Below are 20,626 nucleotides of genomic sequence, written 5' to 3'. Positions count from 1 at the left end.
CACCGGAGGAACGAAACAGCATGTCCGATCCCTTCGAGGGTCTACCGAACACCGGCCGTCCGTTGCGAGTACTGGCTCTCGCTGACAAGTGGTACGGCGGTGGGCCGTTCGCGGTGAACCGTGAGGTCGCCCAGTCGCTTGCCCGGATGGGCCACCAGGTCACCGCCCGCGTCACCACCCCGACCGACCTGCACCGGCTGGTCGACATCCAGGTGCTCAAGCCTGTCCCCGGTATCACCGACACCCGGGCGCAGTTGCTGCGCGCCGACGGTCTGCCGCCGGACATCGACGTGATCCTCGGCCACGGGCGGTTCTCCGGTGGCGCGGCGGGCTACCTGCGGGACAACTTCTACCCGAACGCCAAAGTCATCCACTTCATGCACGTCACGGCTGACCAGATGGACCGTGGCCGCGGCAACCCGCAGCAGTCCAACGAGCACACCATCACCGAGCGGGCGCTGGTCGAGCGGGCCGACCTGGTGGTCGGCGTCGGGCCGCTGCTGACAGAGGAGGGTCGCCGGCTGGCGCGGATGTGCGAGAAGCCGCCGCCGGTCGTCGAGCTGAAGCCCGGCATGGTGATGGAGTCCCCGGCCTTCCACGACCCGAACCAGCGGATCAAGAACCTGCTGGTGTTCACCCGGACCGACGACCCCCTGAAGGGCGCGGACATCGCGGCGCGGGCAGCGGCCGAGTTGCGGGCCCGGGGCCTGCAGGTCCAGCTGACGATGCTCGGCGCGCGGTCGGCTGAAGTAGCGGAGCAGGAACGGATGCTGTCCGACATCGCCGGGTTCCCGGTCCGGGTGCGCGCCTACACCAAGGATCTCGAGATCATGCGGGGCGAGATCCGGAGCGCGGACCTCGTCATGCACACGGCTCGCTGGGGCGACTACGAACTGGCCCCGCTGGAGGTGGCCGGCTACCGGGTGCCAGTGATCGTCGGCAACCACACAGGCGTCGGTATGGACCTCAGTGACCCGAACAGTGTGCCGCAGGGCATCGGCGACCCGGCAGTGGTCGACACCACCGGCCTGTCGCAGGACAAGTACCACCTCGCCTTCGCGGACAAGGCGGAGTGGCACCTGCGCAACCCGGAGGAGTCCAAGGCGTCGGCCGTCCGGCTGGGCGACTACTTCGAGCAGAACCGGAGCTGGGACCACGGCACCGCCGGGCTGGTGAGGGAGATGGACAAGCTCGGCATGATGCCGGAGCCGGAGCCCGGCCAGCCGATCAAGGGCCCGGCCGATATGAGCCGCTTCCTTGGTACCGGCGGTGCGGTCGACTTGTCGAAGGGTGATGGCGCTCGCGAGAAGCCGGCGACTGTCACCTCCATCAGCCGGCCGACCGTGGAGCGTTGATGGCGGGCAGACCCTGGGTGCTGGTCGACATCGACGGGGTGCTGAACCCGGAGAAGAACCAGGCCGAGCGGGGCTTCACGCCGTACCGGCTGAAGGGTGAGGAGTACCTGGTCTGGCTGCATCCCGAGCACGGGCGGATGCTGAACGAGCTGGATCGCGAAGGGCTGGTCGACCTGCGCTGGGGGACCACCTGGAACGACGCCGCCAACCGGATGGTCGGTCCGGCGATCGGGCTCGACCGGCGCTGGGAGTTCGTCAACATCGACCGGGCCGCGGCCGGGCCGGTGCGGTTCGGCCACAACTGGAAGGCGGTCAGCGTTCGGGAGGGGGTCGGCGATCAGGCCTTTGCCTGGTTGGACGACGCGATCACCGAGCCGGACCGGTTGTGGGCCGAGGACCGGGTGCTCGACGAGGGCATCCCGACGCTGCTGATGCCGATCGACCGGAATGTCGGGCTGCAGCCTGCGCATCTGGAGGAGGTGCGGCATTGGGCTCAGAGTGTCTCTGAGCCGTCGCCGGTGAGCGCCGGGCAGTTGCTGCGGCGTACGCCGGACCTGGCGGCGGACCCGGTGGCGGCGGGTCGGGCGGAGTGGCTGGCGCGGACGGTGGCGGCTCTGCCGGATACGGTTGCTGCTGGCAACGGTGTGGTGAGTCGTAGCGAGTTGGCGTTGTCCGTGTGGGATCGGACGGGGCATGCGGTCACTGCGGAGTACAAGGCGTCTCGCGGCGGTAGGCCCGTGGATGACTTTGTGCGGCAGTCTCTGCGCCGGTATGGCCGGGGCCAGGGGGATGCGGCGGTGGCATGGGCGGATAGGGCGGCCTTGCGGGCGTCTGCTCCGCATGCTGGGCATGTCCGGCCGGTGGGACCGCATGAGCACCGGCTGGTGTTGCCGGCTCAGCCGAGTCGGGAGCACGGGTACCAGGTGCAGGCATTGATCGACTCGGCTGCTGCGGTGATCGGGACGAATCCTGAGTGGCAGCGGGTGCAGAAGTCCGTCCAGGTCGGTGCGGACGGGCCGACGATGCTGGTCAATCTGCGGGCGGATCGGAAGACCACGTCGACCGGGTTGACCCTTGCCTTCGGCAACGCTGGGGCCGTCGAGCGACCGTACGAGGAGTTGCTGCGCGGTGGGCCGGAGGCTGCGCTGGAGGCTGTGCGGACGGCCACCGACTACGAGATCGAGCCGCTTCAGCAGGTCGTACGGGGCGCGCAGGCAGATGCGCAGGGGTTGCGGCTGTCGCCGTTGACTGACCCGGCGCTGCTGCCGCCTGGAGCCGCCCGGCCTGGAACTACAGTGCGAGCCGAGAACAGCCGCTGGACCGGTACGACCGGCCAGCAGAACACGACGAGGACGATGGAATGACTTTCGACCAGCCTGAGCGCAAGAGCCTGGCGCAGCAGTCCGTGGACGACTGGGAGGCGCTGCGCAGCGTGGGGGAGCTGTTCCCCGGAACCCCTCTGGCGGACAGCGCCTCGGAGCTGCCCGCCTGGCCGGAGAACCTGCAGGGCACGCCTGTGGTGCTCGCTGTTGGTGCCGCTGACTTGGTACTGCGTATCGCGGCGTCCACCGCGCGGGACCTCGCCCTGGTCGTCACCGAGGACGTCGCGGCGGCGCGCGCGGTACTGGACTCGCTGGGACGCGAGGACGTGAATGTGACTGCGGAGGCCTCAGCGGTTGCTGAAGTACCGGGTGAAGGCCAGGTGCGCTGGATCGGCGCGGGGCGGGACACCAGTGCACTCGCAAGTCTCATCGACTCGGAGGTCGTCGGCCGGCTGCGAGTTACGCAGCTGCAGGTTGACGGGGGAGCGGGACCGGTACTGGAGGCCGCGGCGGCTGGACGGTTGAAACTCGATCTTGTAAGCCCGAACCCGGACGATGGCGAGCTGGGGCCGGCAGTGGTCGTCGCTGGTGGGCTGGCGCTGCCGTTCGTCGACTTCAGGCAGGTACCGGTCGGGGTGGACGCGCTGGGACGGTTCCAGCCGCAGCAGGGCGGTGTCGTCCTGTGGTGGGGCGTGAGCACCGAGTCTGGGGCGTTGCAGGCCTGGCTCGACCGCGTCGACGGCGGTAGGTGACCGTGGCGATCGAACGAGAGCTCCCGCCGCTGGCGGCGATCAGCGATGCGTACGGGCTGAAGGACCAGGCCGACCGGGATGCGGTGGAGCGGATCTACAACGCGTTCCGGGCCCACCACGCGCGCTTCGTCACGTCGATCGCGCGGGACATGCTGCGCGACCTGCGCCGAGAGGTGGCGGCCAACCCGCACACCAGGGTGGTGTTCCTCGGCCGGGACGGCTACAGCCTGTCCGTGGCGACTCGGACGCTGGACCCCGAGTTCTTCTCGGCGCACTGCCATGACGCTGTCCTGTCCCGGGCGGTGGCGGAGGCCGCAGTACAGGACCTGGAACAGAACGGCGGCAAGTCCTTCCCGGAGATCAGCGGGTACCGGGAGAACACCGCCAGTGTGTCCGCAGAGGACGTTGCTGGGTCGTACCAGCAGCTCACCCGCTACCTGCGCGGTGCAGGCGTCCCGGTCGGTACGCCGGGCAGCCGGGTCGTGCTGATGGACAGCTGTCTCAAGGGGACCGTGCAGGAGTTGCTGTCGTCGGCGTACCCGGAGACGCACTTCGAGGGCCGGTACATGTTCTACGACGGCATCGCGTCGGATCCACACCCCGGGACGAAGCGGGGGTACGTGCTGCACCGTGACGAGGGCATCGGAGGCGGTATGAAGGAGCTGCCGCGTGATCCCGGGCTGACGTTCGGCAGCCTCGCCGCGATCCGCACGATCGAGAACTCCCTCCAGGGCCCGCTGAGCAGCCCCAAAGCCCTGGACGAGTCAGGGCCGGTCCAGCGTCGCCTCACCGAGGAGCAGGACCGCACCTTCGGCGTCAACCCGATCCTGGTCGACCCGCCGTACTTGAACCCGGTGGTCCGCGAGGCCTGCAAGGTAGCTGGCCTCCGAGCCGTCATGGACGCCGCAGCCGAAGTCCGCGACGGCGCTCCCCTCGACACCGCCGCCGTGCAGCAACAGTTCACCAACGACGTCCGAGCCTGGCTCACCCACGCCCCAGCCCAGGACCCCGAACTCAAGCTCCTCCTGGACAGCTTCGTCCACCGCGACGACCACCGAATGATCCGCCAGGTCGACAAAATGCTCCACGAAAGCACCCTGACCCCAGAAGCCCACCACCAGGTCTGGCAAAGCTTCGAGGTAGCCCAAACCCTCCAGGAAAAACAGGCCGTACTAGCCAACGTCCAAGCCATAACCCAACAAACCAAGCCGCCAACCGCTCAGACCGCCGCCACCGACACCTCAGCAGCCCAACACCCCGGCCGCACCACCCGCCACCCCAACCAGTCCTTCGAAGTCGGCTGACAGCCGGTGCCGGGCCGCCAGATCGATGCCTGACCAGCGGGTCCAGGAGGCGCGCCCGGCAGGATTCGAACCTGCGACCAACTTCAGTTCGCACCACGAATAGCCCCACGTCCGTGGCCCAGCCGGCCACGCCCGGCGCTAAGGCGGGGGTGGGAGCGCGCGTAGCGACGGCGGCTCGGACTCGGCACCTTCTCCCACCCGTGAGTTATCAGCGCTCATCGAGTGGTTTCACGTACCGCCCGCTCGATGAAGGAGACGGTCGTGTCCGGGTGTGAGACGAACACCATGTGGGAGGCGCCTTTGACCGTCTGTACCGTCGATCCCGCGCGCTTGGACATGTACCGCTGGGCCGCGGGCGGGATGATCTTGTCGGCGCCGCTGATCAGGGCATAGCTCCGGATCGTGTGCCACGCCTGCTCCCCCAGGATCGGCTCGGTGAGTGCCACGTTGGTGGCGGGGCGCTGGGTAATCGAGTAGAGCGCGGCGTCCTTGGCCGGCAGGTCGGGCGCGAAATTCGCACGGAACACAGCGGGATCGATGTAGAGATCGACCACTCCGTCCGGCAGCGGCACCGCCTTGAGGGACGCGTCCACCGTGCTGCCGGGGAACTTGTCGGTCAGCTGCGCCACAGTCTCTCCGGTCTCGGGGATGTACGCCGCCACGTAGACCAGCGCCTTGACGTTCTTGTTCCCGGTGGCGGCCGTGGACATGACGACCCCACCGTAGGAGTGGCCGACCAGCACGATCGGACCCTTGATGCTGTCGAGCAGGGCAGAGAGTTGCGCGGCGTCGGACGGGACCGCTCGCAGCGGGTTGGCCGCGGCGACGACCGGGTAACCGTCCTTCGTCAGCCGCTGGATCACCGCGTTGAAGCCGCTGCTGTCGGCGAACGCGCCGTGGACCAGGACGATCGTGGGCTTGTCCGCCGGAGCGTGGCCTCGGCCGCCCGGGCGGGCGTCGGCCGTCGTGACGGCGAGCATGCTGACGCACGCGGCAACAACTGCTACCGAGGCCCCGACGAGGGCCGTGAGTCTCTTGCTGATCATGATTGCGCTCCCTCTGGTCTAGTCCTGCATCCGGAGCCCGCTGGAGCCCCGGGGACGACGCTAGGGATCGCCAGTGGACGGGTTGTGGACGGACGCGGCGCGGTCGGTGTTCCCGATGGAGCCGTACTGGAGGAACGCCGGCGAGCCGATCAACTAGCTGTCCACTGGAACTGATCCGTCGCGCCGCTGGATGCTCGAGGAACTCCGGATCAGCCTGTTCGCGCAGACCCTCGGCACGCCGTACCCGGTCTCGGAGAAGCGGATCCGGAAGGCGCTGGCCGAGAGCTAGGCCTTCAGGATCACCGAAGGATCACCGACGCGACCCGCTCGGTGAGCCAGCGGGTCGTGCGTTCGGCACCCCAGCCGAACTCGTCCGCGGCGAGCGCGAACTGCGGGTACCGGAAGTGGAAGAAGATGACCTGGACGGCCTCGTCCACCGTGATCCCGTCGGCGAGGCCGCCGGCGTCCCGCATGCCGGTGACGATGTCCCGGAGCGCGTTCTGCTGGCGTTCGTCGGCCACCTCTAGGTACGCCTCCGCGACGGGCGAGGCGGCCGCGGCCCGGGTCACGATCTGGATGATGTCGCCGAACTCCGCGTAGATCGCGACGTACCCCCTCGCCAGCGCGTCCAGTTTGGCGTGTGCCGACTCGGCGGCCAGGCATTCGGCGATGGTGCTCGGTACCAGGTCGCTCGTGGTCCACAAGTCCATCAGCGCTCGGAGGAGGCCCTCCTTTCCGCCGCACTGCGCGTAGATCGTCGCCGGGGACACCCCGGCATCCCGGGCGATGCTCTCGACAGTGGTCTGCGAGTACCCGATCTGGCCGAACAACTTCCGTGCCGAGCGCAGGACCTCTCGCTTGGTCATGTCCGCGTACAGATCGCGCCGGGTCTGTCCGTTCTCTGGCACCCGCACCCACCTTCGATCTCCGACGATCCCGGCACCGCGCGAGCGCGGCCGGTTCCGCGGCGAATCTATCCGAGCGGGACCGGCGGCGCCGTGCTGCCCTCAGGACTCGACGAACTCGAGGATGTCCGCGTTGACGACGTCGGCGTTCGTGGTCGGGATGCCGTGCGGCCAGCCGGGGTAGGTCTTGAGCGTGCCGTTCGCGAGGATCTCGACGGCCCGCGGCGCGGTGCTGCGGTAGGGAACGATCTGGTCGTCGTCGCCTTGCATGACCAGGACCGGCACGCTGATCTTCTTCAGGTCGTCGGTGTAGTCCTCCTGGGCGAACGCGTCGACGCAGTCGAACTGGGCCTTCGCCGAGCCCATCATGCCCTGGCGCCACCAGTTCTCGATGACTGCCTCGTTCGGTTCGGCACCCGGCCGGTTGTACCCGTAGAAGGGCCCGGCGGCCACCTCACGGTAGAACGCCGACCGGTTCGTCGCGATGCCTTGCTTCAGACCCGCGAAGACCTCCGGCGGCTGGCCGTCAGGATTCGCATCGGTCAACTGCTGGGACGGTACGACGGAGCTGATCAGCACGAGCTTCGCCACGCGGCTCTCGCCGTGCCGCCCGAGGTAGCGCACCAGTTCGCCGCCGCCGGCCGAGTGCCCCACGAGCACGGCGTCGCGGAGATCGAGGTGGTCGAGGAGCGCCGCGAGGTCGTCGGCGTAGTGGTTCATGTCGTGGCCGTCGGACACCTGGGCGGACCGTCCGTGTCCCCGGCGGTCGTGCGCGATCACCCGGAAGCCATGGCCGAGGAAGAACAGCATCTGGTTGTCCCAGTCGTCGGCCGACAGCGGCCAGCCGTGACTGAACACGATCGGGCGGCCGGATCCCCAGTCCTTGTAGAACAGCTCCACCCCGTCGGGGGTCGTCATCGTTGCCATGGTGTTCTCGCCTTTCTCGTTCGAGGTGGTCCGCGGGCAGTCGCTCCGGGGCCGGGAGCGTGCACGCCACCGTCGACGGTAGGGAGCCGCAGTTGACGGTCAGTGGATTTGCAGTGGAATCGCTGGCTGGAGCGGGACTCCAGCCTCTAGAGTGCAACTTGACCGAAGCGCGTGAGGACAGATGCCGCGGCGGCCGGACCATCGACGAGGGGGCCGGACATGACGGAGACGCTCGTACCTCGAAGCGTCGACGGACAGCCTTGGGGTGACGTCGGCTCGCTGAGGCTGCAGGTGCTCGGGCCGCTGCGGGTCTGGCACGGCGGTGTCGAGGTCGATCCCGGTCCACGCCAGCAGACCTATCTGCTCGCGCTGTTGCTTGCGCACGTCGGGAGACCGATCGGCCCCGGCGAGCTGATCGAGCTGATCTGGGGCGGGAACGAGCCGGCCAGTGCACTGAACGTCATCCACAAGTACGTCGGTGCACTCCGCCGCCTCCTCGAGCCCGCCCTGCCACCGCGGCAACCAGGTGCCTACCTCGCGCGGAGCACCAACGGATATCTGTGTACCGCCGGCCCGGACGTCCTGGACCTCGCGCGCTTCCGGCAACTCGTCACCGCGGCTCGGGCGGCTGTCGACAACAGCCGCGAAGCAGCCGCGCTCGACCAGTACGCCGCCGCGCTGGAGCTGTGGAGCGGCCCGGCCGGAGGCGGCGCCGCGCACAACCCCGCCGCTGTCGCGATCTTCGCCGGACTCGACGACGAGTTCTTCGTTGCTTGTGTCGAGGCTGCGGAGCTCGCGATCTCGCTGAACCGGCCCCATCGGGTGCTGCCGGCCCTGCACCTCGCCTCAACCATGGCCGCTCTGAACGAACCGGTGCACGCCGGCCTGATCCGCTCATTGTGCGCCGCCGGGCAGCAGGCGGAGGCGCTGACGGCGTACGACGTGATCCGGCGCCGGCTCGCGGACGACCTCGGGATCGACCCCGGCGCGGCATTGCGTTCCGCCCAGCGGCAGGTACTCGAACAGACTGCCGGGCCCGCGCCGCCTTCTCCCCGGACCGCGCCGGCCGCCACCCTCAACGGCGAGTTGGTGGGCCGAGCCGAGGAGTTCGGCCTGCTCCGCAGCGCCGTCGAGCCGGCGCTCGCGGCCGGGACGGCTGTCGTCCTGCTCGAAGGCGAGCCCGGCATCGGCAAGACCCGTCTCCTTCAGGAGACCGCCCGGCACGCCCAGGATCGGGCCGCGCGCGTTGTCTGGGGGCATGGTCTCCAGGGCGGCGGCGCTCCCGCGATGTGGCCGTGGGTGGAGGTCGTCCGGAGTCTGCTCCAGAGCCGGTCGGCGACTCGTCGCGCGGAGTGGCTCAGCGGCGATCTGAGCCGCCTCACCGAGACTCGGGACCCCGCCGGATCAGCACCGGCCGTCCCGGATGACGGCGCCCAGTTCCGGCTGTTCGAAGAGGTCGTCGGGGTGATCTCCGAATCCGCAGCCGAGCATCCCCTGGTGATCGTCCTCGACGACCTCCACTGGGCGGATCCCGCGTCGTTGCACCTGTTCGACCATGTCGTCGCCCGGCTTCCCGCCGGTACTGCCGTGGTCGCGGCGCTGCGGAACCGGGACCCGTCGCTCGGCCTCGAGCTGGCCCGGACTCTTGCCGCCACGAGCCGGATCCGTGGCCATCGCCGGCTCCTCGTCGGACCGCTCGCCCAGTCGGGCGTTGCCGAGCTGATGCGCCGCGAGACGGGCGAGCTGCCCGCTGCGGAGGTCTCCCGTGCGGTGCATGCGCGAACCGCCGGCAATCCGTTCTTCGTCCAAGAGGTGGCGCGGCTCCTCGCCGACGGCAAGGCCGTCACCGAGGAGTCTGTGCTGCGCAGTGGTGTCCCGCTGACCGTCCGGGACGTGGTTCGCGACCGCATGGCCGCGCTGGACCCCGGCGCTCAGGAGCTTCTGCAGGCGGCCGCGCTCGCCGGCCGGAGTGTTGACCTGGTGCTGCTTGCACGGATCGCGACCGCGGACGTGGCGACCTGTCTCGAGCAGCTGGAACCGGTCCGCGACCTCGGTCTCGCCGGTCCCGCGCCGGGAGATCCCTTCAGTTACTGCTTCGCCCACGATCTCGTCCGCGAGGCAGTCTGCGAGACCGTCCCGCCCGGACGCGCCGCGTCGCTGCACCGAGCGATCGCCGACGCGATCGAGGCCGTCGGCTCGACGGACGACTCGCTCGCAGAGCGGGCGGCGCACCATCTGTGGGAGGCCGGTCCGTTCATCGACCCGGCCCGCACTGTCTCGGCCCTGCTTCGCGCCGGGGCGCGGGCGACCGCGAAGACCGCACTCCGGGACGCCGAGCGTCACCTCGTCCGCGCCGTCGAGCGCGCCCGCGGAGCGGCCCTGCCCGAGCTCGAACTGGAGGCGCTGTCCCGCTTGATCGCGGTCGCCGGGATGCGCTCCATGTACGGCACCGCGTCCGTCGACCTGCTGGAACGAGCGGAAACAGTGGCGAAGACACTCGGCCGGGAGCGTCAGGCCGCGAGCTTTCTGTTCTCCCGGTGGACCGCGCACGTGCAAGGCCTTGAGCACGAACGCAGCGGCATCCTGGCGGACCGCCTGCTGGAGCAGGGATCGACCTCCAGCGATCCGGTCGTCCGCAGCTACGGGGACGCCGCGTGGGGAATTCAGCAGTGGCACCTCGGGCGTCTCGGAGCGTCGTACCGCCACCTGACCGCGACGGCCTCCCAAGGGCTGCCTGGCGATCACGGCCCCGACCCGGTGTGGGACGGGCTCCGGCTGCTGATCGTGGCAACGCTGGCCGAGATCTCCGCGTACCACGGGAAGACCGCTCGCGCCCGGGCGGCCCTGGACGAGCTCGTCGCGGGCGCCGGGGACGATGCCTACGCGACCGCCGTCGCGACGTGCATGGCTGCCCGGGCCGCCTCGGTCGTCGGCGACCCGGACTGGGCGCTGCAGGTCGCGGACCGTGGGATCGCGGCGGATCCGCAGTTCTCGTTCGTCTTTCTCGGCACCTACCTCCGCCTGGCGCGATACTGGGCGCTGGCGATGACCGGTCGCGATCCTGGTACGGCCGCGGATGCGGCGGAGCGGCTGATCGTGGCCAACCTGACGAACCCCGTCCGATCCAGCGTCTCCACCTGGTACGCGCTCCTCGCGGAGATGCGGCTGGCAGCCGGTGACCCGGACGCCGCCGCCGTTGCGCTCGACCAGGCCGACACCTTCCGCGACCGCTACGGGCAGCGGTCCGCGGATGGCCTGCACCTGCTCGTCCGGGCTCAGCTGGCGAACAAGCTCGGCGACCGGGGCAGCGCCGTACGTCTGGCCGAGCAGGCACGGGTTGTGGCTGAGCGGCAGGAGGCGTACCTGTTCGTGCAGCGCGCCGAGCTGCTCCTCGGCGACCTCATCGATCGAGAGCTAGGAGTTCAGTAGGCGGCGGGCGTGCTCGTGGACGGCGGCTCGGAGTTCGGGTGGGTCGAGGATTTCGAACGGCCAGTAGATCCGGACCACACCGGAGACGAGCGGTCCCAGGTTGGCGGCGAAGCGGACCTCGCAGGTGGTGGCGTCGACTGCTTCGACCACGCCCTGGCTCGGCGGGATCAGCTTCTTCACCGTCTCAGCCGGGGCCTGGACGCGGACTCGGCCGACGATGTCCCACGGAGCGACTCCGGTGCCTTCGGCAACCAGCTCGACCGGGTCCGGGGGTTCTCGTAGCGGGAACCGGTCAGCTCCGGGAGGGTGATGCGGTCGACGCGGAACGTCCGCCAGGCCTGACGGTTGCTGGCGACCAGGTACCAGCGGCGGCCGGTGTGGACGATCCGCAACGGTTCGACGCTGCGCTCGGACTCGGTGCCGTCGTGGGTGCGGTACCGGAACCGGATGCCTTCGGTGTGCCGGCACCCCGCTGCGAGCGTGACGAGCACGCCGCCGTCGACCTGCGGCAGCTCGCCCTGCGGTAGCTGCGTGGTGTGGGCGCTGATCGCGTCGACCTACTGCGGATGCACCACCCGCGAAGGCATGGCGATCGCCCGCGCCAAAGGACAGCTCAAGGGCCGAGCGCCGAAGCTGTCAGCCGCCCGGCAGGCCCACCTGCTGAACTGCACACCGCCGGCGCCTAAGAGGGTCTCAACGAAGGATACGAACTGCTACAGACCTCGCTGACTCCAGACGACGGGAGTAGCTTCTAGTTCGCACCATGAATGGCCCCACGCGGGCGTTGTCATCACGGTCTGCATGTCGGCCAACTGCCGCCTGATCAGCGGGTTCAGGTGGCGCGCCCGGCAGGATTCGAACCTGCGACCAACGGATTAGAAGTCCGACGCTCTATCCAGCTGAGCTACGGGCGCTCGGCCGGATCGGTGTCCGGCACGGATCAGAGTCTCTCAGATGGTGGGCCGATCATGCTCGTGGGTTCCTCCGGCGGGGCGGGGACGGGTTACGGCCGCCGGGGCTACTGCGAAGTACAGGGTTGTCGTTCCATCCCGGTAACGCCGAGTGGCCGGTCCTGCCGTGTGGATGGCTCTACAACTAGGCTGCGTGCATGAGTTACCCCTCAGGAGGCCCGCCCGAGTCGCCGCAACCCGCGGTGGCGGCGGTCGGCGTGCCCGGCCCACCCGGCTCGCAGCAACCGGAGCCCAACCGGCTCGGGACCCACCCGGTGCCCGGCCAGCGGCGCAACCAGAGCATCCTGATCGGGGTCGTCGTCGCGGTCGCCTTCGCGATCGCCGGGCTGGGCATCTTCGCGATCGTGGCGAAGTCGACCGGCGCCAGCGGGTTCATGTGGGGTCTGGTCTTCGCGTTCATCCCGGTGGTACCGGTGATCGCCCTGTACCTGTGGCTGGACCGTTACGAGCCGGAGCCGGCCAAGTACATCCTGACCGCGCTGTGCTGGGGCGCCTTCATCGCGACCCTGGCCGCCATCTTCATCAACACCCAGGCGTCCGAGTGGCTGCACGAGACCGGCAGCGGTGGCAGCCGGGCCGCGGTCTTCGTGGCGCCGCCGGTGGAGGAGTTCGCCAAGGGCTCGATCATCGCGTTGCTGGCGCTGCTGCGGCGCAAGGAGTTCGACGGGATCATCGACGCGCTCGTCTACGCCGGCATGGTCGGCGTCGGCTTCGCCTTCACCGAGAACATCCTGTACTACGGCCGGCTGTTCCATCAGCTGTCCGAGGAGTCCGGCAGCGACGCCGGCCTGCGCGGGACCTTCTTCCTGTTCGTGTTCCGCGGTGGGATCTCGCCGTTCGCGCATCCACTCTTCACGTCGTTCACCGCGATCGGGATCGGGATCGCCGTGCGGCACCGCAGTACCGTCGTGCGGTATCTGGCGCCGATCGTCGGGTATCTAGCCGCGGTGCTGGCACACGCGTCCTGGAACGGTGGGGCGAGCCTGTCCGGTGGTGGCGGGTTCCTGATCGTGTACCTGTTCCTGATGTTCCCGATCTTCATCGCGATGTTCATCTTCGCGCTGGTGATGCGGTCGCGGGAGGGGCAGATGATCGCGTCCCGGCTGTACGACTACGTGCGGTTCGGCTGGCTGGCGCCGCAGGATGTGCCGCTGATCGCGACGCTGCGGGGGCGCAAGGCGCTCCGGCAGAACGCGAAGCGGTACGGACCGCAGGCGGCCGCCGCGGCCAAGGCGTTCCAGCAGACGGCGACGGAGCTGGCCTACCTGCGAGACAAGATCGTCCGCCAGGTGATCGGCCCGGACGCGCTGGTGACGGAGAAGGAGTTGCTGGACGAGCTCAGGGCCCGTCGGCCTAGCGTGCCGTTCCCGCCGATGCCGGCCTTTGCCCAGGCTGTCGTGCCGCAGTACCCGGTTGGAGCGCCGCAGGGGATGGCCGGTGGGCCGCAGTTCCCTGGGGGTGGGCCGCAGGGTCAGCCGTACCCGGGGAGTGGGCCGCAGGGCCAGCCGATGCCGGCAGGCGGGTCGCCGTACCCGGGTTCGCCGGGGCAGCCGTATCCGGCCGGTGGGGCGCAGTACCCGGGTGGCGGGCCGCAGAGCCCGGCGGGTGGGTCCCAGGGGGCGCCGTATCCGGGTGGTGGTCCGCAGGACCCGCAGTACCAGGGGAGTGCCCCGCAGGGGGCGCAGTACCCGGGTGGCGGGGCACAGGGGGCGCCGTACCCGGGAGGGCCTGGATATCCACCGGGACAGGCGGGTTATCCGCCGCCTCAGCCGGGGTATCCCTCCGGGCAACCCGGCTACTCAGCGGGCCAGCCCGGTTACCCACCGGGACCCCCTGGACCGTCCGGAACGCCGGGAGGATACGGTCCGTATCCACCGTCGCAGTGACTGCCACCCGTCCACGCCGCCAAACGGGGATGAAGATGACTTTGCTTCTGCGCTGTCCGACCGGGCACTCTGTGCTCGTGGGCGGTAGCCGTGGCTGACACCAGGCCAGCTGGTGAGGGTTCGGAGCGTTCGGGAGAGCCGAAGGTTCCGGCCCAGGATCAGCCTGTCTCCGAACTGGCCCGGCTGATCGCCGAATCCGATGCCAAAGGCAAAGGTTTCTGGCGCCGCCGCAAACGCAAGTCAGCCAGTACGCCGACCGCTGTGCCGACCCTCCAGACGGAGCCGGCCGCACCCTCTGTGGCGACCAAGCCCGCCGCTACGCCGACAGCCGGCCAGGCGACGGATGGCCAGGCGATGGGCGGCAAGCTGACGGGCGACGACGCATCCGAGGCCGAGAAGTCGACGGTCGAGAAGGCGACGAGCGCCGATCCTGTGGTGGCGACATCGACCGGGCAGCCTGCCGTCGAGACTTCCGCTGAGCCGGCAGCCGACCAGTCCGAGGCCGAGAAGCCTGCCGAGTCCGCCGCCGAGGCGACCGACGTGACTGCTGACGCGACCGCCGCCGACGCTGCTTCTCCCGCCGACGTGGACACCGCAGACAAGAACAAGGCAACGGAAGCCGAAGCGACGACCGATCCCACGGGTATCGACTCAACCGACGCCGAGGCAACTGACACCCAGGCAGCTGAGGTAGCTGACGCCCAGGCAGCAGGCGATCAGGTCGCCGATGCCCAGCCGGCCGACGGCGAGCAGCCGACCGATGCCGAGAAGGCGGGCGACGAGCAGGCTGCAGAGCAGTCGCCTACCGAGGTACCGGCCGCTGATGCGTCCAGCGCCTCGACCACCGAGGAATCAACCGATGGACACCCCGAGCCCGAATCCGTCACCCCGGCCAGCGCGGTGACCCTGACGGCAGAGGAAGAGGCGGCGCGCCCGAAGGTCGGCGTCGTCTACGAGCCGGACGAGTCGGCCGAGGGCTTCCCCCTCGAGTACGGCGACATCATCATCGGCCTCCCCAAGCAACCGGGCGCCTCTGAAGAGCCCACAGCCCTCCGCGACGAAGCAGACGCCGAACTAGAAGCCGTCTCCGCCGCTGAAGCCGAGGCCGAAGCCCAGGCAACAACCGAAGCCGCCACAACCCAGGCAACGGAACCAACAACCGAAGCTCCTGCCGACTCCGACTCCGAGCCGGCTACACCGCACGATGCGGAGCCGACTGCCGAGGCTTCACCTGGCTCCGACCCCGAGACGGCCGCACCGCAGGACGCCGACCCAACCGACGAGTCGGCGGCTGGGTCCGAGATCGAAGCTCCCACAGACTCCGATGCCGGCGCCGAGCACGATGCCACCGGCAACGCCGAAACAACTCCCGACGCCAGCGCCGAGGCCAACGCCGACGCCAGCGCCAGCGCCAGCGCTGAGCAGGGTGCTGACGGCAACGCCGAAACAGTTGCCGAAGCGGAGGCGGACGCCGAATCTGGCGCCGATGCTGGGTCGGCTGCTGCAGCTGCGGACTCCGATCCCGCCGGTGATGCTGAAGCGACGGCGGACGCGGAGGACGGCCCGGCCCCGGCCGCTGACGCCGAACAGACTGCAGAGACCGACTCGGCTGCACCTGCCGAGTCGGGCGAAGCGCAGGACGACGCACCCGGCCCAGGTGAAGTGCAGGGCGAGGCGCAGGACGACGCACCCGGCTCAGGTGAAGTACAGAGTGACGCATCGGGCGGGGCGCAGGATGGCGCATCGGTCGAGGCGGGTGGGGAGCAGGACGGCGTGGCTGCCGAGGAGGTGGCTGGAGGGGGAGAGGCAGCCGCAGCCGCAGCGGCGGAGGGTGGGTTGAGCGCGCCTGCGGAAGGCGAGTTGGCCCCGGACGCGGATGGCGAGAGTGCTGAAGCCGGCTCCGGTGACAGTGCAGCTGGGGCAGAGACAGACGTTGACGCCTCCGCGCCTGCGGAGGGTGAACCGACCGCAGTCACGGACGGCGAGAGTGCCGAGGGCGGCACCGACTCCGACGCGGACGCAGAGCCAGACACAGAGCCGGACTCCGACGTCAGCGAAGCGGACGCGGCGGATTCCTCGGCGGAGGGCGTGGAGCCTGCTGGGGATGCAGAGGCGGCGTCTGATGCCGAGCAGAGCGCTGAGGTCGAGTCGGCTGTGACCGCCGAAGACGGTGGCGTGCAGGCAGAGGATGCAGCGGGTGCTGAGGCGCCCACAGGTGCGGAGGCTGAGGCATCCGCGGCTGCGGTAGGTGGACTGACTGCGGTCGCGGACGACGGGAGTGCCGAGCGCGACTCCGACGGCAGTGCGCAGGGTGGTACCGACTCTGAGGCAAACGACTCCGCCGCGGGTGCTGTCGCCGACTCCGGTGCGGATGGCGCCGACTCCGGTGCGGATGGCGCCGACTCCGGTGCGGACAGCGCCGACCCCGGTGCGGATGCTGTCGACGGTGGCTCCGGTGCTGATGCTCCTGCGGAGGTTGTGCGGGAGAAGTCTGCTGAGGAGGTGGCTACTGAGCAGGCGGCTATGGCGTTGATTACGGCGTTGATGAAGCTGCGGGGCGCATTGGCCGCCAGTCGGTTGCCTATTGATGTGGTGGGGGCTGATGAGGCCCGCCAGCAGCAGAAGGCGATGTTGGATCAGCTGGACGACTACGTGCTGCCGCGCCTGGTGCAGCTCGAGGCGCCGGTGCTGGCGGTGGTTGGCGGGTCGACCGGGGCGGGCAAGTCGACGCTCGTCAACAGCATCATCGGGCAGGTCGTCAGCGAGCCCGGCGTACTGCGCCCAACAACCCGTTCCCCAGTACTGATCCACAACCCGGCCGACGCCGACTGGTTCACCAATGACCGCGTACTGCCCGATATGGCGCGCTCCAGCGGTGACAGCCCGGGCGGGATGGAGGACCCCGGGCAGATCCGCCTGGTCGCCGCCGACACCATCCCGCAGGGCCTGGCCATTCTCGACGCCCCCGACATCGACTCGGTCGTCGAGGCCAACCGTGACCTCGCCACCCAGTTGCTGGCGGCCGCCGACCTCTGGCTGTTCGTCACCACTGCTGCCCGGTACGCCGACGCGGTCCCGTGGGAGTTCCTGCAGAGCGCGTCAGACCGCAGTACTGCGGTAGCCGTCGTCCTCGACCGAGCCCCGTCCGACACGATCGACGACATCACCGGCCACCTGGCCCAGATGCTGCTCGAGCGTGGACTCGGCGACTCGCCGCTGTTCAGCATCAAGGAGACCGTTGTCGATGGCAACGGAATGCTGGCCAGCGAGGTCGTTGCCTCGATCAAGGACTGGCTGATCGACCTGGCCGCCGATGCCGAGGCGCGTTCAGGTGTTGTACGGCGTACGCTCCAAGGCGCCGTTACTGCGATGACCAAGAAGACCCCGGCCTTCGCCAAGGCGGTCAGGGCCCAGGCGGACACAGTCGTCGAGCTGCGGTCGACTGCGGAATCGGCGTACGACCAGGCTGTCCAGGACATCGCCAAGGCGACCACGGACGGCACCATGCTGCGCGGCGAGGTGCTGGCCCGCTGGCAGGAGTTCGTCGGCACGGGCGAGCTGCTCAAGGGCCTGCAGACCAACGTCGGCCGCCTGCGCGACAAGGTCCGTACTGCGGTAGTCGGCAACCCGCCGCCGACGCGTGACCTCAAGGACGCCATCGAGTCCGGCCTGGAGTCGTTGCTGCGTGAGCACGCCGCCGCCGGTGCTGAGCGCGCCGAGGCGGCCTGGCAGTCGTCGGCGCCTGGTCGCCAGTTGCTCGCGGCCGGCGACCCCGCGATGGGTGGGATGTCCGAGGAGTTCCCGGACGCGGCGGGTCGCGCGGTGCGGGAGTGGCAGGAGGGCGTGTTCGAGCTGATTCGCCAGGAGGGCGCCGACAAGCGCAGTACGGCGAAGATCCTTGCCTACGGCGAGAACGGCCTCGGCCTGGCCCTGATGATCTCCATCTTCGCCAGTACCGCGAGCGTCCCGACCGGCTCGAAGGCCGCGACGGGAGTCGGTACGGCCGTGGTCGGACAGCGGCTGCTGGATGCCGTCTTCGGCGAAGAGGCGGTTCGCGGGCTGGCCGCCAAGGCCCGGGACGATCTTGACGCTAGAGTTCATGCTTTGATGGATGCCGAATTCGCCCGCTACCTGGCTGTGCTCGACCAGCATCCGGTCGATCCCGATGCACCCAGGCAACTGACGGAGGCCGCGCGCGCGGTGGAGGACTGCACGTGACGGGAACTGTGGATACGGTCAAGGGCCTGACGCGAGGCGCTACCGATGTCCTGACGAAGATCGAGGCCGTCGAGGACGCTGCCGAGGCCGGCCGGGGACGGCTGGACCAGGTGGTCCTGAGTGAGGCGTCGCAGATCGTGGACCGGGCCAGCCAACGGCTCAGGATGTCCGGCGATCTGACAGTCGTGGCGCTGGCCGGTGCGACCGGTTCGGGCAAGTCGTCGCTGTTCAACGCGCTGACCGGGCTGGACCTGGCCGCGATCGGCACCCGGCGGCCGACCAGCTCGATGCCGCTGGCCTGTGTGTGGGGCGAGGAGCCGGCCGGCGAGCTGTTGAACTGGCTGGGCATCCCGCGCCGGCACCAGGTGCAGCACCGCAGCTCGCTCGAGGACGCGCACTCCGAGGACCTCGACGGGCTGGTCCTGCTCGACCTGCCTGACCACGATTCCACCGAGGTCGAGCACCGGCTCATCGTCGACCGGCTGGTCGAGCTGGTCGACGTACTGGTCTGGGTGGTCGATCCGCAGAAGTACGCCGATGCGGCGCTGCACAACCGGTACATCAAGCCGTTCGCGTCGCACTCGTCGGTGATGGTGTTCGCGCTGAACCACGCCGACAAGCTCACCGACGAGCAACGCGAGAGCTGCCTCGCCGACCTGACCCGGCTGCTCAAGTCGGACGGTCTGAAGAACCCGCAGCTTGTGGCGACATCTGCCATGAGCGGCGACGGGCTGGACGACCTGCGGGACCTGCTGGTCAAGCGAGTCAGCGCGAAGCGGGCTGCCCGCGAGCGACTCGCTGCCGACGTGGATCGCGTCGCAGACCGGATGGCCAGCCAGTGCGGCACGGCGAAGACCCCGGAGATCGCCCAAGCGGACATCACCGAGCTAGTGGATGCATTGTCGGACGCTAGCGGGCTACCTGTCGTTGTAGAGGCCGTGCGCCGGTCCTACTTGCAGCGGGCAACTGCTGCGACTGGATGGCCGGTCACCAAGTGGCTTGCTCGCTTCCGGCCGGATCCGTTGCGGCGTTTGCATCTGGACCAGGTTCCCCGCCAGCAAGGGAAGGCGCTGCGCAAGTCGGCCTCCAACGAGGTATCGATCGCACGGTCTACGTTGCCTGCGGCAACTCCAGTGCAGCGCGCCCGGATGGACACTGCCGTCCGGACGATCACCAACAAGGCCGCAGCCGGGTTGTCCCGCCCCTGGGCCGATTCAGTCCGTACTGCGATCCGCAAGCGCGAGGAGTCCCTCGGAGACGAGCTGGACCAGGCAGTGGCTCGTACGGACCTGGGCACCAACAACAATCCGGGCTGGTGGGCCGCGGCCCGGTTCCTGCAGTGGTTGCTGTTCCTGGTAGCGCTGGGTGGAGCTGTCTGGCTCGTACTGGCCGCCTTCCTCGATGGTGTGACGCTGCCGGAGTGGGAGGGCATCCCGTACGCGACGATGATGCTGGTCGGCGGAGCTGTCCTCGGAGTGGCTCTCTCGATCGCCTGCCGCCTCTTCGCGACCAGCGGCGCCAACCGCCGGGCTCGCCTGGTGGCCAAGGCGCTTCGTACGGAGCTGGAGAAGGTTGCCGACAGCCATGTCGTCGCACCGGCCCGCGAGGAGCTTGACGCCTACACCGTCTGCCGCGACAAGCTGGCCATCGCTCGCGGTTAGTCGGTGGTCTTGGGCTCGCAGCTGTCTGCTGCGGATGGCCTGGGCCGCCAAGACGGCGGCCAAGCGCGCTCTGGGTAGCTAGCTTGTGCGGTTGGCCGGCGTCTCGTAGTACGGGTCAGAGGTAGTCGTCTGCTGAGGAACCTGGGGCGAATTGGGCGGCTGAGGCCTCGGTGGCGGCGCGCAGTTCTTCCTCGGAGACCAGGCCGGAGTCGCGGAGTGCCTTGACCCAGGCGTGGATCGACGCCGTGTTGAACTCGATCACCTCGGGGGAGTTGGCCATCTCCTGCGGGTCGTGGTGCTCCTCGAGCTTGCCCTCGACGTACAGGGCGAGTCCGAGCAGGGCGCCGTCCCAGCCGGGGCCGACGTAGAGCGCTCCGCTGGCGCCGCCGAAGTCGGCGGGGACCGAGTGGTCCATCTGGAGCTCGGTGGAGTCACCGTCCTGGCTCAGGCTGATCTCGACCAGGCTGGCCGGGCCGCCGAAGCTGACCTTGAACCGCTTCGGTGGTTCGCATTCGAGGATCTCGCCGCCGGCGTTGCCTTCCAGCTGGAAGCTGCCGCCGACCTTCAGCTCGCCGGTGATCGGCATCATCCAGCGGCGGATCCGGTCCGGGTCGGTCAGCGCGTCCCAGACGTCCTCGACCTCTGCCTGATAGCTACGCCGCAGCGTCACGCGGACCTCTTCGCCGGTCTGGCTCACCTGGCGCTGGATCGCGGCGATGTGCTCGAGGATGTCGATCACGGGGGTTCCCTCTCGGTGGTTGTCGTCTTCGGCTGCACCAGAGTGCCGGGTTCGGCTTATATAAGTCAAGACTGAAATATAGTTTTCCCCAGGCTGGAAAGTCGTTCCCGG

At 69.3% G+C, this 20,626-nt stretch carries 15 protein-coding genes and 1 tRNA gene; 9 read left to right on the top strand and 7 right to left on the bottom strand.

The window, feature by feature from the left end:
- The first annotated feature begins 20 nt into the window (after positions 1 to 20).
- Genes ABD768_RS16350 through ABD768_RS16335 form a run of 4 tightly spaced genes read left to right on the top strand, consistent with a single transcriptional unit; the run spans position 21 to position 4,733 of the window.
- On the top strand, positions 21 to 1,355 hold the full coding sequence (locus ABD768_RS16350) for a glycosyltransferase (RefSeq protein WP_343971150.1): 1,335 nt from the start codon (positions 21 to 23) through the stop codon (positions 1,353 to 1,355).
- Positions 1,355 to 2,719 (top strand): hypothetical protein, encoded by a 1,365-nt coding sequence (locus tag ABD768_RS16345; RefSeq protein ID WP_344841395.1) that lies wholly within the window; start codon positions 1,355 to 1,357, stop codon positions 2,717 to 2,719. Before ABD768_RS16350 ends, ABD768_RS16345 begins: the two co-directional genes overlap by 1 nt.
- Positions 2,716 to 3,429 (top strand): hypothetical protein, encoded by a 714-nt coding sequence (locus ABD768_RS16340; protein ID WP_344841393.1) that lies wholly within the window; start codon positions 2,716 to 2,718, stop codon positions 3,427 to 3,429. Before ABD768_RS16345 ends, ABD768_RS16340 begins: the two co-directional genes overlap by 4 nt.
- Before the next feature lie 2 nt (positions 3,430 to 3,431).
- Positions 3,432 to 4,733, top strand: a complete 1,302-nt coding sequence (locus ABD768_RS16335) for a hypothetical protein (RefSeq protein WP_344841391.1) — start codon at positions 3,432 to 3,434, stop codon at positions 4,731 to 4,733.
- A 215-nt stretch (positions 4,734 to 4,948) separates the two neighbouring features.
- Here ABD768_RS16335 and ABD768_RS16330 read toward each other — a convergent pair whose 3' ends face one another.
- Positions 4,949 to 5,779: an alpha/beta fold hydrolase gene (locus ABD768_RS16330; RefSeq protein WP_344841389.1), complete on the bottom strand. Its 831-nt coding sequence runs from the start codon at positions 5,777 to 5,779 to the stop codon at positions 4,949 to 4,951.
- A 190-nt stretch (positions 5,780 to 5,969) separates the two neighbouring features.
- Here ABD768_RS16330 and ABD768_RS16325 point away from each other — a divergent pair, with 190 nt between their 5' ends.
- A complete protein-coding gene (locus ABD768_RS16325; protein ID WP_344841387.1) occupies positions 5,970 to 6,068 on the top strand; it encodes a DUF3418 domain-containing protein in 99 nt (32 codons plus the stop codon).
- Positions 6,069 to 6,078: 10 nt separating this feature from the next.
- On the opposite strand, the gene ABD768_RS16320 is transcribed toward ABD768_RS16325, so the two are convergent.
- Together ABD768_RS16320 and ABD768_RS16315 are read right to left on the bottom strand one after the other, a co-directional pair.
- The gene (locus ABD768_RS16320; protein ID WP_343971167.1) at positions 6,079 to 6,687 is read right to left on the bottom strand and encodes a TetR/AcrR family transcriptional regulator; all 609 of its coding nucleotides are present in this window, start codon (positions 6,685 to 6,687) and stop codon (positions 6,079 to 6,081) included.
- Between the two features lie 99 nt (positions 6,688 to 6,786).
- A complete protein-coding gene (locus ABD768_RS16315; protein ID WP_344841386.1) occupies positions 6,787 to 7,602 on the bottom strand; it encodes an alpha/beta fold hydrolase in 816 nt (271 codons plus the stop codon).
- Between the two features lie 228 nt (positions 7,603 to 7,830).
- On the opposite strand from ABD768_RS16315, the gene ABD768_RS16310 reads away from it, so the two are divergent.
- Positions 7,831 to 11,040 (top strand): ATP-binding protein, encoded by a 3,210-nt coding sequence (locus ABD768_RS16310; RefSeq protein ID WP_344841384.1) that lies wholly within the window; start codon positions 7,831 to 7,833, stop codon positions 11,038 to 11,040.
- On the opposite strand, the gene ABD768_RS43270 is transcribed toward ABD768_RS16310, so the two are convergent.
- The 3 genes from ABD768_RS43270 to ABD768_RS16300 form a co-directional block, all read right to left on the bottom strand.
- Positions 11,026 to 11,220: a hypothetical protein gene (locus ABD768_RS43270; protein ID WP_486327392.1), complete on the bottom strand. Its 195-nt coding sequence runs from the start codon at positions 11,218 to 11,220 to the stop codon at positions 11,026 to 11,028. The genes ABD768_RS16310 and ABD768_RS43270 overlap by 15 nt on opposite strands.
- Entirely contained in the window at positions 11,217 to 11,531 is a 315-nt protein-coding gene (locus tag ABD768_RS43265; protein WP_486327391.1) for a helix-turn-helix transcriptional regulator, read from the bottom strand. Before ABD768_RS43265 ends, ABD768_RS43270 begins: the two co-directional genes overlap by 4 nt.
- A gap of 346 nt (positions 11,532 to 11,877) precedes the next feature.
- Positions 11,878 to 11,954: transfer RNA gene (locus ABD768_RS16300), tRNA-Arg, on the bottom strand.
- Between the two features lie 194 nt (positions 11,955 to 12,148).
- Here ABD768_RS16300 and ABD768_RS16295 point away from each other — a divergent pair.
- From ABD768_RS16295 to ABD768_RS16285, 3 genes are all read left to right on the top strand, one after another.
- Complete coding sequence (locus ABD768_RS16295; protein ID WP_344841382.1) at positions 12,149 to 13,897, top strand: PrsW family intramembrane metalloprotease; 1,749 nt, start codon at positions 12,149 to 12,151, stop codon at positions 13,895 to 13,897.
- Between the two features lie 90 nt (positions 13,898 to 13,987).
- Positions 13,988 to 18,115: a dynamin family protein gene (locus ABD768_RS16290; protein WP_344841380.1), complete on the top strand. Its 4,128-nt coding sequence runs from the start codon at positions 13,988 to 13,990 to the stop codon at positions 18,113 to 18,115.
- On the top strand, positions 18,112 to 19,776 hold the full coding sequence (locus tag ABD768_RS16285; RefSeq protein ID WP_343971184.1) for a GTPase: 1,665 nt from the start codon (positions 18,112 to 18,114) through the stop codon (positions 19,774 to 19,776). Before ABD768_RS16290 ends, ABD768_RS16285 begins: the two co-directional genes overlap by 4 nt.
- A gap of 115 nt (positions 19,777 to 19,891) precedes the next feature.
- Here the strand turns inward: ABD768_RS16285 and ABD768_RS16280 are convergent, their stop codons facing one another.
- Positions 19,892 to 20,515 (bottom strand): SRPBCC family protein, encoded by a 624-nt coding sequence (locus ABD768_RS16280; RefSeq protein WP_344841378.1) that lies wholly within the window; start codon positions 20,513 to 20,515, stop codon positions 19,892 to 19,894.
- Positions 20,516 to 20,626 lie beyond the last annotated feature (111 nt).

This window comes from Kribbella ginsengisoli, from assembly GCF_039537185.1.
GTDB lineage: Bacteria > Actinomycetota > Actinomycetes > Propionibacteriales > Kribbellaceae > Kribbella > Kribbella koreensis.
This window is presented reverse-complemented; position numbering and strand designations above follow the sequence as displayed.

What these genes read in the sequence shown, in the direction of transcription:
- ABD768_RS16350 (WP_343971150.1), top strand. Translation starts at nt 21, where the DNA reads ATGTCCGATCCCTTCGAGGGTCTACCGAACACCGGCCGTCCGTTGCGA.
- ABD768_RS16345 (WP_344841395.1), top strand. Translation starts at nt 1,355, where the DNA reads ATGGCGGGCAGACCCTGGGTGCTGGTCGACATCGACGGGGTGCTGAAC.
- ABD768_RS16340 (WP_344841393.1), top strand. Translation starts at nt 2,716, where the DNA reads ATGACTTTCGACCAGCCTGAGCGCAAGAGCCTGGCGCAGCAGTCCGTG.
- ABD768_RS16330 (WP_344841389.1), bottom strand. Translation starts at nt 5,779, where the DNA reads ATGATCAGCAAGAGACTCACGGCCCTCGTCGGGGCCTCGGTAGCAGTT.
- ABD768_RS16325 (WP_344841387.1), top strand. Translation starts at nt 5,970, where the DNA reads ATGCTCGAGGAACTCCGGATCAGCCTGTTCGCGCAGACCCTCGGCACG.
- ABD768_RS16315 (WP_344841386.1), bottom strand. Translation starts at nt 7,602, where the DNA reads ATGACGACCCCCGACGGGGTGGAGCTGTTCTACAAGGACTGGGGATCC.
- ABD768_RS16310 (WP_344841384.1), top strand. Translation starts at nt 7,831, where the DNA reads ATGACGGAGACGCTCGTACCTCGAAGCGTCGACGGACAGCCTTGGGGT.
- ABD768_RS16295 (WP_344841382.1), top strand. Translation starts at nt 12,149, where the DNA reads ATGAGTTACCCCTCAGGAGGCCCGCCCGAGTCGCCGCAACCCGCGGTG.